Below are 12,423 nucleotides of genomic sequence, written 5' to 3'. Positions count from 1 at the left end.
CCCCGACGGGTTTCCCGGGGCGCGCGACGGCACGGGACGGTGCTACTTGGTGAGCAGCGACAGCTTGGGGTCGTTGGCGTAGGCCTCGGCCGCGTTCTCCTTCGTCACGATGACGGGCGGGAGGAGGTAGGCCGGGACGACCTTGGCGCCGTTGTCGTACGACTTGGTGTCGTTGATGGTCGGCTTGTCGCCCTTCTGCAGGGACTTGACCATGTTGATGGTCTCGGCGACGAGCTTGCGGGTGTCCTTGTTGATGGTCGAGTACTGCTGGCCGGCCATGATGGACTTGACCGACTCGGCCTCGGAGTCCTGGCCGGTGACGACCGGGACCGCCTTGCCGGCGCCCTTGACCGAGGTCAGGATCGCGCGGGCCAGGGTGTCGTTCGGGGACAGGACACCGTCGAGGGTCTTCTTGCCGCCGTACGCCGAGGTCAGCAGCGAGTCCATGCGCTGCTGGGCGTTCTCGGCCTTCCAGCCCTGGGTCGCGGTCTGCTTGATGTCGGTCTGCTTGGATCCGACAACGATGTCGCCCTTGTCGATGAGGGGCTTGAGCACGCTCATCGCGCCGTCGAAGAACACCTTCGAGTTGTTGTCGTCCGGCGAGCCGGAGAACAGTTCGATCGTCCACGGGCCCTTGGGCTTCTTGGCCTTCATGCCGTCGATGAGGGCCTGGCCCTGGAGCTGGCCGACCTTGTAGTTGTCGAAGGCGATGTAGTAGTCGACGTCCTTGGTGTTGGTGATCAGGCGGTCATAGGCGATGACGGTGGCGCCCTCCTCCTCGGCCTGCTTCACCTGGGTGGCGAGCTGGGAGGCGTCGGTCGCGCCGATGACGATGACCTTCGCCCCCTTGGTGACCATGGAGGAGATCTGCGCCTGCTGGTCGGCGACGGTGGTCGAGGCGCCCGCGTACTGCACGTCGCCCTTGAAACCCGCGTCCTTCAGACCGTTGGTGAACAGGTCGCCGGCGAGCACCCAGTTCTCCGAGGTCTTGGCCGGAAGGGCGACGCCGATCAGGGCGTCCTTCGCGAAGCCCTTGCCGTCGGCGCTGCCACCGGCGGTGGAACCCTCACGTTCGTTGGAGCAGGCCGTACCCAGGGCGAGCAGTGCGACGGCGCCGGCTGCGGCGATGCTTCTGGTGACGAGTGAGCGCATGGTGGAGTCGAACCCTTCGTGCTGTGCTGGTTGCGGGAGTTGCGCTGCGCCGTCGGGCGCAGCGATGGCGGTGCGGTGGGACACCGCCGGACTGTGTGCCCGTGCCCGGTCGTGCCGGGGGGCGGAACCGGGTACCCGGTGGGTCAGGTGACCGGGTACCCGGTCGTCGAGGGGGAGGGGAGGAGGGGCGATCGAGGCCGGCCGGAGGCTGCGGGCGTCAGCCCGCGACCTTCGCCGTGTCGGCGTCGGGGACCGGGGGCTGCGGCGCTTCCGGCGTGGCCGTGGCGTCGTCACGCCGGAGCGGACGCATCAGCGCCCCGATGATCGAGAAGCGTCCCTGGCTCTTGTTGTAGACGTCGAAGGCGACGGCGAGGAGCAGGACCAGACCCTTGATGATCTGGACCATGTCCGAGCCGACACCCTCCAACTGGAGGCCGTTGTTGAGCAGGGCCATGACGAGACCGCCGACGATCGAGCCGCTGACCGTGCCGAGGCCGCCGGAGACCGCCGCACCGCCGATGAACACGGCCGCGATGGCGTCCAGTTCCCAGCTCAGACCGTCCTGAGGGCCGGAGGCCGCGGACCGGGCCACGAAGATCATGCCGGCCAGGGAAGCCAGCACCGACATGTTCATCATGACGAGGAAGTTGACCCTCTTGAGCTTCACACCCGACAGTTCGGCCGCACGGGCGTTGCCGCCGACGGCGTAGATGTGTCGGCCGCCGATGGTGTTGCGCGTGTAGTACGAGTACGCGAGGACCAGGACGATCAGGATGATGCCGGAGATCGGCAGGCTGGTGCCGATCCGGCCGCCGGCGAAACGGAGGGTCGCGAAGACGATCACGCCGATCATGGCGGCCAGCCGGATGCCCGTGATCCACAGCGGTGCGACGTCGGCCTTCATCTCATGACGGGTCCGGCGCGCCTTGAACTCGCGCCACACCAGACCCGCGCAGGCGGCCAGCCCGAGCAACAGCGTCAGGTTGTTGTATCCGGTGTCCGGACCCGCTTCGGGCAGGAAGCCGGCGCCGATCTCGCGGAAGCCCTCGGGCACCGGAACCGTGTCGGCGTTGCCGATGTACTGGTTGCCGCCGCGGAACAGCATCATCCCGGCGAGGGTCACGATGAAGGCCGGTATGCCGATGTAGGCGACCCAGAAGCCCTGCCACGCGCCGATCAGCACGCCGACGAGCAGGCCGAGCAGGATGCCGAGCGGCCAGGGGAGCGAGTACTCCTCCATCGCCTTGGCGACGATGATGCCGGTCAATGCCGCGACGGAGCCGACCGACAGGTCGATGTGTCCGGCGACGATCACCATCAGCATGCCGATGGCCAGGATCAGGATGTACGAGTACTGGCTGACGACTGCGATGAGGTTGCCGGAGGTCAGGGTCAGGCCTCCGGTCAAGATCTGGAACAGCAGGACGATCGCCACCAGGGTGAAGATCATGCCGAACTGACGAGCGTTGGAGGTCGTGCCTCCGAAGAGGTTCTTCTGCAGGTCTTTCATACGGTTCATGAGGTCGGGCTCTTCTTCTTGGCGGTCATCTGCTTCATGAGGAGTTCCGGGTCGGCGTCGCTGCGGGCCACCTCACCGGTGATGGTTCCTTCGAACACCGTGTAGATGCGGTCGCACAGGCCGATCAGCTCCGGCAGCTCCGAGGAGATGACGACGACGCCTTTCCCCTGGGCGACGAGCCGCTGGATGATCCCGTAGATCTCGAACTTGGCGCCGACGTCGATGCCGCGGGTCGGCTCGTCGAGGATCAGCAGGTCAGGGTCGGTGAACATCCACTTCGCCAGGACGACCTTCTGCTGGTTGCCACCGGAGAGCTTGGCGACGCCCTCGTCGACGCCGGGCGTCTTGATCCGCAGGCTCTGGCGGTACTCCTCGGCGACCTGGTGCTCGCGCACCGGGTCGATGACTCCGCGCTTGGCTATCTTCGGCAGTTTGGCGGCGACCATCGACGTCTTGATGTCGTCGAGGAGGTTGAGGCCGATCGACTTGCGGTCTTCGCTGACGTACGCCATTCCGTGCCGGATGGCGTCCGGCACGGTCTTCAGCCGGATCTCCTCGCCGTCCTTGAAGACCTGACCGGACAGCCAGGTGCCGTAGGCGCGGCCGAAGAGGCTCATCGCGAGTTCGGTGCGGCCCGCGCCCATGAGCCCGGCGAAACCGACGATCTCGCCACGGCGGACGTGGAACGTCGAGCCCTTGCACACCAGCCGCTCGTCCGAGCTGGGGTGGCGCACCGTCCAGTCGCGGACCTCGAAGAAGATCTCGCCGATGTCGGGCGTGCGGTCGGGGAAGCGGTTGCTCAGCTCCCGGCCGACCATGCCCCGCACGATGCGGTCCTCGTTGACGCCGTCGGCCTTGACGTCGAGGCTCTCGATGGTGCGGCCGTCGCGCAGGATCGTGATGGTGTCGGCCACCGCCTCGATCTCGTTCAGCTTGTGCGAGATGATGATCGAAGTGATGCCCCGTTCCCGGAAGCCGCGCAGCAGATCGAGCAGGTGACGGGAGTCGTCCTCGTTCAGGGCCGCGGTCGGCTCGTCGAGGATCAGCAGCTTGACGTCCTTCGCGAACGCCTTGGCGATCTCGACGAGTTGCTGCTTGCCGACACCGATGTCCTTGATCAGGGCGTCCGGGTCCTCCCGGAGCCCGACCTGCTCCATCAGCTCCAGGGCCTGGCGCTGGGCGGTCTTCCAGTCGATGGCACCGCGCCGGCGCGGTTCGTTGCCGAGGAAGATGTTCTCGGTGATCGACATGCCGGGCACCAGGGCCAGCTCCTGGTGGATGATCACGATGCCGGACCGCTCGCTGGCCCGGATGTCGTCGAACCGGACCTGCTCCCCCCGGAAAACGATGTCACCGGTGTAGCTGCCGTGCGGATGCACCCCGCTCAGCACCTTCATGAGGGTGGACTTGCCGGCGCCGTTCTCGCCGCAGATCGCGTGGATCTCGCCCTCTCGGACGGCCAGGTTGACGTCGGCGAGTGCCGTGACGCCGGGGAAGGTCTTGGTGATCGACCGCATCTCCAGCAGGGGCGGGGCCTTGGTCATGAGCAGGGCTCCGCACTGTTCGGGCCGCGCCGAACTCCTGGGGCCGAGCCTTCGGGGATGCGGGGTTTCGTGAACATCGGCTTGCCTCCGATGGCACTGGGCGGTGCCTTGTTTCCGGGGTGCTGACAACTGCGTGCCGGGACAGTAAATCCATTTGATTTACTAGGTCAACGCTCGTGACAGAATGGTTATGCAGAGCGACAGAGAGGACCGCAGGTGCGGCAGGCAGGAACCAACCTCCCCAAGGTCGGGCGGTACAACCGGGCGGTCGTCCTGGACCAGATCCAGCTCGCCGACGGCGTCAGCCGGGTCGAGATCGCCCAGCAGACCGGCCTCACCCCGCAGACCGTCTCCGGCATCGTGCGCCGCCTGCTCGACGAGGGCATAGTCCGGGAGGACGGCGCCAGCCGGGTCGCCAGTGGCGGAAAACCCCGCACCACGCTGCGGCTCAACGCCGACGCGGGCAACGCGGTCGGACTGCACTTCGACCCGATCGAGCTGACCTGCTCCGTGGTCGATCTGCAAGGACGCCCCCTGCTCGTCAAGAAGCGCCCCACCCCTCCCAGCGTCGACCCGTCCCATGTGGTGGCGGCCATGGCCGAGCTGGTCGCCGAAGTGCTGGACGAAGCCGACGTCCCGCGGGACAAGGTGCTCGGCCTGGGCCTCGCCGCCCCGGGACCGATCGACCAGGAGCTCGGCATGATCGTCACTCCGCCCCAGCTCGCACACTGGACCCGTGTTCCCTTGCAAAGAATGCTCAGCGCCGCCACCCGGCTGCCGGTGACGCTGGACAACGACGCCACAGCCGCCGCGGTCGGCGAACGCTGGTCAGGTGCGGGCAAGGGCGTGGCGAACTTCGCCTACTTCTTCTTCGGAACCGGCATAGGCGGCGGCCTCATCCTCAACCACCAGGTGTACAGAGGCGGTTCGCTGAACGCGGGAGAGTTCGGCCACTCGCCCGTACTGCCCGATGGACCGGAATGCTATTGCGGCAACCGGGGTTGTCTGGAGCGGCTGGTCAACCCCTCGGCGATCGTGGCCGAGGTGCGTCGTCGGCTCGCCGGCCGGCCCCGGGACGGGAGTGAGCTGTCGCAAGCGTTCGACCGGGATCCGGCTTCTGTCGACCATGCCGCGATCCGGCTCGCCGCTGCGGCCGGCGACCCCGTCGCCGTCGCCGTCATCGACGAGGCCGCGGAACACGTCGCTTCGGTCGCGGTCAACGTCGTCAACTTCATCGACGTGGATCTCATCGTTCTCGGCGGCCACGGCATCCAACACGTGGAGTCGCGGTACGTCGACGCCGTCGCCTCGGCGCTGGCGACCAGACCGCTGTCTCGCAGCGTTCGGGTCGTCGAGGCCAAGGCGTCCCCCCTCGGCGCGGACGCCGCCGTGGTGGGCGGTGCCGCCCTTGTGCTGCACTCGACGTTCTCGCCGCAGCTGTCCGCCCTCCTCGCCGAGTGAACGAATCCCGGGACGCCTGACCGCTCGGATCGCGTTCGTCGTGCGGACGATGCGCCGGATCCCGGTGCCGAACCGCAGGAACGGGGTGAACTCTCCCCCGGACTCCGTCCGGGGGCACCCCCATCCAGGCGTTCTCCGTAAGTTGTCGGGTGGCCCGGGAGGGCTGGGTGTGGCACAGGCGTTCTTGTCCGCAGTGGCTCTGCGGGAGTGGCCGCCCGGCCCTCCGGGGCGCCCTGGCCGCTGATCGAGATGTGCACTTCGGTCGCTGATTGCGGAGATGACAGCGGGGTGTTCCTCGGGCCGACGGCATACCGTGGGGAACGAGGAGGGGCAAGTGAGCAAACGACGAGTCGGCGATTCCGACCGCGCTCGGCGAGATCCTGGAGCCGGCAGATGATGTCCGCCGGGCAGTGGACATCTCCGGCACGGCCTCCGCGCTGCTGCTGGCCCTGCTCGCTGCTCACGGCCGGCAGACCGTCTACGTTCCCGGCCGCGCGGTCAACGGGATGGACGAGCTCGCCGAGCCCGAAGCCCGGACGGGCGTGGGGCCGCCGTAGGAGTGCCGGACTTTCCTCGTGCTCGGGATACTCCGCGCTCCCCTTCCCAAAGGCACGGCAGACATACCGCCTGGGTGGGTAGGGGCGGCACCATCCGTGCCGCACGCCTGTAAGAGGGAGTTTGGCCCTCTTTTGCTGCTGTCTCTCTTGCTTTCCCCTCGCGAGAAGTGGGGGCTGTCGGGGGTGGTGAGGCGAGCGGTGTGGGCGGGGTGATGCCGGGGGTGTGGTCGACCGCGGCCCCGAGTCTCGCGGAGGGCGCGAATCGCCGGGGGTGGGGCCATGGAGCCCACCCCCGGCGGATCAGTGCTCTCGGGTAAGGAAGCGGAGCGCGGCTCCGGTGTCCGTGGTGTTTTCAGCCGTAGTTGATCCAGGCCCGGGTGGCGCCGTTCTGAGGGTCGACATCGAGGTAGTCGGCCCGGCCGTCGTTGTTGAGGTCGGCGAACTGGATGCGTGCTCCGTCGACGCCGACTCCGCTGGCGACCGTCCCGCCCGGGTACCACAGCCAGTCGTGGCCGGCGGGTTCCTTGGGGTTGGGTCCGCCGTTCTGCCAGACCCGAGCGGAGCTGTCGTAGTTCACGCCGTCGTCGCTGCCCAGGAGGACGTAGTCGGCGGAGCGTCTCCCGTACAGCGGCGCGAAGCGAACCCGAGCACCCGTCGCGCCGACGCCGCCGGCGATGGTTCCTTGCGGGTACCACAGCCAGTCGCTGCCGGCGGGTTCCTTGGGGTTGGGCCCACCGTTGAGCCACGCCTGGACCGAACTGTCGTCGTTGACCTTCAGGTAATCAGCGCGGCCGTCACCGTTGATGTCCGCGAACCGGACATGACTGCCCGCCGCCCCGACACCGCCCGCGACGGTCCCCTGCGGGAACCACAGCCAGTCACTGCCGTTAGGTTCCTTGGGATTGGGCCCACCGTTGAGCCACGCCTGAACCGAACTGTCGTCGTTGACCTTCAGGTAATCAGCGCGGCCGTCACCGTTGATGTCCGCGAACCGGACATGACTGCCCGCCGCCCCGACACCGCCCGCGACGGTCCCCTGCGGGAACCACAGCCAGTCACTGCCGTTAGGTTCCTTGGGATTGGGCCCACCGTTGAGCCACGCCTGAACCGAACTGTCGTCGTTGACCTTCAGGTAATCAGCGCGGCCGTCACCGTTGATGTCCGCGAACCGGGTATGGCTGCCTGTCGCGCCGACGCCGCCGGCGATGGTGCCTTGCGGGAACCACCCCTTGACAGGCCCTCCGACCGGTCCGTCGCCCCCGCCTGTTCCCGCCAGCCAGCCGTCATCGGCCGCTCTCAGGAGCCCGTCGTAGAACGCCGCCGCCATCTTCTCGTAGCCGCGGTCGTCAGGGTGCAGGCCGTCGGCCAGATTGGCGGTGCTGACCGTGTTCATCCGGACCAGCCGGACGTGCTTGCCCGCCGCACGCCGGGCCTCCACGACACCGGGGATCGCCGCGTTGTACCTGGTGATCCGGGCGTTGGTCTCCGGGAACGCGGACGGCACGATGGTCGAGACGAGCAGCGTCACTTTGGGGTCGTTGCGCAGAATCTGATCGATCAGGCTGCCGAGCCGGGCCGGCGCGCCGTCGGGGTCGACGTTGTTGTTCATGTCGTTGGTGCCGATGTGCAGCAGCACCACGTTGGGCCGGTACGTCGTCACAACGGAGTCCGTGATGCCGGCGATGTCCCCGATCAGCCAGCCGGGATGCCCCTCGTGGGAGTTGGGCGAAATCGCCGGCCCGGACCACTGCGAGCCGACGTATTCCACGTCGCTCTGCTCGTCGAGCGCCCTGTACAGCGTGGACCGGTACCCGGCTCCGCTGGTGCTGCCCGTGCCGTAGGTGATGGAGTCGCCCAGCGGCATGATCCGCAGGGCTGCGTTCCTGGCGCCGCCCCCTCCAACGGCCCACTGGACGGCTTCACGCAGCCGTTCGGCCACGTTGCCGTTGCGCAGCACGTTCGCAACGGCTCCGAGCGGGTTCCCCCAAGCTCCGAGCTTCGACGCCCATTCGCGCAGCCAGTTCTGGATGTTGAGGACCAGGGAGGTGGATCCGACCGTCACGAACTTCAGGAGCAAACCGCCGGCTCCGCCGATGGCTGCACCTGCCATCGCGCTGCCCAGCGCGGAACCCCACACGTCCGCGTCGATCGGCTTTCCCTCCAGGAAGGCATTGAGCAGCTCACTGACACCTCCCGCCACGGCTCCGCCCACGGCGCCGCAGACCGATCCGAGGACGGCCGCGCTCGCGTTCAGGATGAGCATGCACAGTGCGCTGGCCGCGATCCCGGCGGCGCCGGCGGCCAGGCCCGCGACAAACTTCTTCCAGAGACTGTCCGCGAAGCCCGCAGCGGCGATGTCGCCGGCCGGCACGACGAACACCAGGCTGTCACCGACGATCTGTACGCTGCCGTCATAGTCGATGCTGTCGCCCGGCTGCTGGTAGTAGCCGATGCTGTTCCGTTCGGTCTGCAGCGTGAGGGAATCGCCGAGGGAGAGCCCGTTGGCCTGGTCCTTCTTGGTGGTGTCGACCAGTTGTTGCATCAGCTCGTGCAGCTGGTCCGGCCGGTCCCCGGGGTTGAAGTCGACAGCCGCCACCAGGTCGTCGTCACCACGCGCCAGCTCGCGGAGGCCTCCTGCGTCACGGGCGCAACCGATGCGCAGGCCGGCAGTGCCCTCCGCCACCGGCGCGGTGGCGAAGGACGTGGCGTGGGCCGAGCAGCCTGGGGCATCCGCCGCAGCGGCTTCCTGTGCGACACCGGGCAGCGCGGCTGCGGCGATCATCACCGCCACGGAGAGGACCAGCGTAAAGAGGCCATATCCCCCCGAGGGCTTCCGTCTTGCCGAAAGTAATGCACATGCGTTGCTTCGCACGACTGCTCCTTCTGTTCGCCGGGCGGCGGGCCGCCGGGCAGATCGACACGGGCAGGGCCAGGGCCCCGGAACAGCGGGGGTTTGCCGGGGCCCTACGGCAGGAAGATGAGGCGCTCGCCGGTCCGGTTGCCTTTCCGTCTGCGCGATCCGGGCCGGCCCGGTCGCGGCGGTGCGTGCGGGGCAGCGCCCGGTACCGCCGCCTTCCGCCTTCGATCCGCCGCTCCTGACGGGCGCGCCCCACCAGGCCACCCGGCTGCTCGCCAAGGGCCCGGTGACCAGCCCGCCGAGGGCGCCGTTCGCGCGGTACCGGGGCACGTCGGGCCCGGCAGAGCCCCAGGAGAACGTCCGCGGCAGCGGCCTGCGGCACGCCGTCGGAGAACTGGTCACCTGCCCGTTCCGCCTCGGCATACGGGGGGCCACCGCGCCGGCAGCCGGCCTCCTGACGGCTCCTCGTGCCACCCGCCTGGCGGCTGCATGAACATCACCGAGCTCCTGGCCCGCCATGACGAAGCCGTCGGCCGGTCTGCCGAACTCCGCTGCCAGACAGAGGACTTGACCAGCGCGCTCGGCGAAACAGACGCGCTTCTCGCGGAGTTGACCACCGCACGGAAGGTCATCATCGAACTCGCGCCGACCGGCGACGGAGACGAACTCGATCCGCCCGAGCAGGCCACTGCCCACCAGACCATCGTGAACGCCTTCAGCCAACACCCCGGCCAGGCGTTCCGGGTCCGTGAACCGCACGAACTCCTTGGCATGCCGACCGACGACCCGTGCATGAACGTCACCCGCAGCCGCCTCGGACGCCTCACACGCCAAGGTTTCCTCGTTCTTCGGTGGCTCCGGGCGTCGGTGGCTCGCGGTGGTGCGAGAGGTGGACCCGGTCGTGCCGCAACTCATCGGTGCGGCACGATGTCGGCGGGATCTCTTCTTCGGATCTCTTCTTCGGGGGGCAGGGATGTACGAGGACACCGCGCCGGTGGATGTTTGGGGACCCAAGCGGCGGTTCAAGGCGCTGCGACCGGTGTGGAAGACGGCCGAGGAGAACCGCCCGAACGACGACGCCTCGTCCACGATCCTGGTCGAGCCGCTCGGCGGGCTGCTCCTCCGGGACACCGTCATACGTGCCGATCTCGACGGGCTGCGGGCCTACGACATCCGCGACGGTGGTATCGAGGGCGGGGGCGAGGCCGCCGACGCCCGCTGGACCTGGCCCACCCCCGGGCGCAACGTCGTGGCGAAGGTCTCCTGGGACGTCGACGCGGGACTCGCGTACGTCCTCCACCACGACGACTCGCGGTCCGATGGAGACCGGCCCAGGGTCACGGCCGTCGACCTCGCCGAGGGCACGCGGGTCTCGGCGCACGCCCACCACGGCGATCTCCCGCCCGACGCGGCGTTCCGCGCGCTCCGCGACTCCGCTCCGACCACCGCCCTGAGGGGGCGGCACGTCGTCTCGGTCACCGACGCGCACGTCGAGTCGGTCGACGTGCGCGACCGCCGCCAGGTCTGGCGCACCTCGTTGAGGGTCGAGGCGGATGCCGAGTACGCCTGGATCGCCAGCGTCGACCCGCTGATCGTCGTCAACAGGGAACGCGGCACCCGAGGGCGGCGAAGGCTCCTCGTCCTTGACGAGCAGGGCAAGGTCACGGCGTCCCCCGCCCTCCCCAGCCGGTACGAGCGGGTCGAGCAGCCGGCCACCGTCGTCAACGGCGTCCTCGTCGCCACAGTGGACCCGGACGACAGCCCCTCCGTCCAGGACGAGGACGGGCAAACCGAGAAGCCGGACTGGATCGGCGGCATCGACCTGTCCACGGGCACGATCCTCTGGAGGCGCTCCTTCGACCGGCTACGCGGCGAGTGCCTCGTCCCGTACCGCGGGCGGCTGCTGGTGCTCCACAAGTTCGGCACCAGGGTGACGGTGCTCGACGCCCGCGACGGACGGGTAGCCGCCCGTCGCCGACTGCACGGCTACGGCCCCGGAACGCTCTGCGTCGCCGACGACCGCTTCGCCGTGATCACCCACCGGACCTACTCGACCCCCATACGCGTTTTCCAGTGGCATTAGGGCGGATATCGAGGCGTGGTCGATCTGTGGGATTCGATCTCGCGACGGGATCTGGTCCGGTAGACCTTCTTGCGTGACGTGAGGGCAACTGGCGGACGCAGAGTGGGAGTTCATCGGGCCGTACCTGCCGATCGGCGAGTACGGTCCGTACCCCGAGCGGCTGCGGCAGCAGTTCGAGGGTGTGATCTGGCGGTTCAGGACCAGCGGGCAGCGGCGGGAGATGCCGACCATGTTCGGTGCCTGGTCGACCGTGCACAATCGCTTCCGGCAGTGGCGTGACGCCGGCGTCTTCGAGGTCCTGCTGGAGGGCCTGATCGCGGAAGTGGCGCAGCGGGGTGAGGTGGACCTGTCCCTGGTCAGTATCGACTCCACCACCGTGCGGGGACACCATGATGCCGCCGGGATGCATCTGGGCGAGGACGTCGTCACTGTCCTGGAGAAGGCGGCCGCCGAGGAGAAAAAGGCCAGGTCGAAGGGGGCAGTCTCGAAGAACGAAGCGGGCAGGACGCCGATCCCGGGCGACAGGAGCGGCGACGCGTCCGGCGCCGGTGAAGAGTCCGCCTGAAGGCCGCTCTCCTGGGACGTTCCAGGGCGGGCAGACCGGCAAGGTCCATCTGGCCGCCGCCCGCAAGTGCCGCCCGCCGGTGTTCGTGCTGACCGCGGGCCAGGCTGTGGACAGTCCGCAGTTCATCCCGGTGCTCGAGAAGTTACGGGTCCGCGGCCCCGCCGGCCGACCCCGCACCCGGCCGGACGCGGTCGCCGGGGACAAGACACCCATGCAGCTTGTGGGTCAAGCAGCTGCCGCGAGAAGAAGGGCTCCAGGGGCAGTAGGCCCGTCAGCCACGACGCCGCCCTCTACGAGCAGAGGAACACCGTCGAGCACCTGATCAACAAGCTCAAGGCATGGCGAGGCATCGCCACCCCAGCGGATGCGGTCGCGTTGTACCGGTCGCGGCCAGGAGCGACGATCAAGTCCGTCGCCGGCGATCTCGGAGTGAACACCGAGACACTGCGGAACTGGATCCGCGCTGCCGACGGACGTCGTTCCGGCGCCCACTCCTCGCCGTCGGCCGTCGTGCTGGCCGGTGGTAACGCCGTCGAGGCGGAGCTGGCCGCTGCCCGGAAGAGGATCCGCGAGCTGGAGGAGGAGCGCGACGGGCCTTGACCCAAGGCCGGGTAGTTAGCGTTTTCGCAGGTCACGCAAGTGGGGCTGGTGACCATGGTGTTGCGGTGTAGAGGCCGGGGCCCAG

Annotated in this window: 8 protein-coding genes and 3 pseudogenes; 7 read left to right on the top strand and 4 right to left on the bottom strand. The window is 68.6% G+C overall.

The genetic code is table 11. The features are described from left to right. Window positions 1-42: 42 nt before the first annotated feature. The 3 genes from ACFW6B_RS32235 to mmsA form a co-directional block, all read right to left on the bottom strand. Complete coding sequence (locus ACFW6B_RS32235; RefSeq protein ID WP_386601764.1) at window positions 43-1,152, bottom strand: substrate-binding domain-containing protein; 1,110 nt, start codon at window positions 1,150-1,152, stop codon at window positions 43-45. Window positions 1,153-1,369: 217 nt separating this feature from the next. Then, window positions 1,370-2,671 (bottom strand): multiple monosaccharide ABC transporter permease, encoded by a 1,302-nt coding sequence (mmsB, locus tag ACFW6B_RS32230; RefSeq protein ID WP_386601627.1) that lies wholly within the window; start codon window positions 2,669-2,671, stop codon window positions 1,370-1,372. Then, window positions 2,668-4,215, bottom strand: a complete 1,548-nt coding sequence (gene mmsA, locus ACFW6B_RS32225) for a multiple monosaccharide ABC transporter ATP-binding protein (RefSeq protein WP_386601625.1) — start codon at window positions 4,213-4,215, stop codon at window positions 2,668-2,670. The genes mmsB and mmsA overlap by 4 nt, the downstream gene beginning before the upstream one ends. A 216-nt stretch (window positions 4,216-4,431) precedes the next feature. Between mmsA and ACFW6B_RS32220 the strand changes: the two genes are divergently transcribed. After that, window positions 4,432-5,676, top strand: a complete 1,245-nt coding sequence (locus ACFW6B_RS32220) for an ROK family protein (RefSeq protein WP_386601623.1) — start codon at window positions 4,432-4,434, stop codon at window positions 5,674-5,676. A 341-nt stretch (window positions 5,677-6,017) separates the two neighbouring features. After that, a pseudogene (locus ACFW6B_RS32215) lies at window positions 6,018-6,215 on the top strand (transposase); the annotation flags it as partial. A 370-nt stretch (window positions 6,216-6,585) separates the two neighbouring features. Here ACFW6B_RS32215 and ACFW6B_RS32210 read toward each other — a convergent pair. After that, complete coding sequence (locus tag ACFW6B_RS32210) at window positions 6,586-9,015, bottom strand: GDSL-type esterase/lipase family protein (protein WP_386601762.1); 2,430 nt, start codon at window positions 9,013-9,015, stop codon at window positions 6,586-6,588. Window positions 9,016-9,274: 259 nt separating this feature from the next. On the opposite strand from ACFW6B_RS32210, the gene ACFW6B_RS32205 reads away from it, so the two are divergent. The 5 genes and pseudogenes from ACFW6B_RS32205 to ACFW6B_RS32185 all read left to right on the top strand — a co-directional run bounded on the left by ACFW6B_RS32205 (window position 9,275) and on the right by ACFW6B_RS32185 (window position 12,338). Next, a complete protein-coding gene (locus tag ACFW6B_RS32205) occupies window positions 9,275-9,583 on the top strand; it encodes a DUF1360 domain-containing protein (protein ID WP_386601621.1) in 309 nt (102 codons plus the stop codon). 501 nt (window positions 9,584-10,084) lie between these two features. Beyond that, window positions 10,085-11,173, top strand: a complete 1,089-nt coding sequence (locus tag ACFW6B_RS32200; protein WP_386601619.1) for a PQQ-binding-like beta-propeller repeat protein — start codon at window positions 10,085-10,087, stop codon at window positions 11,171-11,173. Between the two features lie 88 nt (window positions 11,174-11,261). Beyond that, window positions 11,262-11,943: pseudogene (locus ACFW6B_RS32195) on the top strand (transposase); the annotation flags it as partial. Between the two features lie 32 nt (window positions 11,944-11,975). Beyond that, window positions 11,976-12,104, top strand: a pseudogene (locus tag ACFW6B_RS32190) (IS5/IS1182 family transposase); the annotation flags it as partial. A gap of 9 nt (window positions 12,105-12,113) precedes the next feature. Further along, window positions 12,114-12,338 (top strand): transposase, encoded by a 225-nt coding sequence (locus ACFW6B_RS32185; protein WP_386601758.1) that lies wholly within the window; start codon window positions 12,114-12,116, stop codon window positions 12,336-12,338. The last annotated feature ends 85 nt before the right edge of the window (window positions 12,339-12,423 follow it).

The sequence above is a fragment of the Streptomyces sp. NPDC058751 genome, assembly GCF_042746485.1.
Taxonomy (GTDB): domain Bacteria; phylum Actinomycetota; class Actinomycetes; order Streptomycetales; family Streptomycetaceae; genus Streptomyces.
Note: the sequence above shows the minus strand (reverse complement) of the source record. Positions and strands in the feature narration are given on the sequence as shown.

Bases quoted from the DNA above. Each gene is read 5' to 3' on its own strand.
- ACFW6B_RS32235 (WP_386601764.1), bottom strand. From the start codon at position 1,152: ATGCGCTCACTCGTCACCAGAAGCATCGCCGCAGCCGGCGCCGTCGCA.
- mmsB (WP_386601627.1), bottom strand. From the start codon at position 2,671: ATGAACCGTATGAAAGACCTGCAGAAGAACCTCTTCGGAGGCACGACC.
- mmsA (WP_386601625.1), bottom strand. From the start codon at position 4,215: ATGACCAAGGCCCCGCCCCTGCTGGAGATGCGGTCGATCACCAAGACC.
- ACFW6B_RS32210 (WP_386601762.1), bottom strand. From the start codon at position 9,015: ATGATCGCCGCAGCCGCGCTGCCCGGTGTCGCACAGGAAGCCGCTGCG.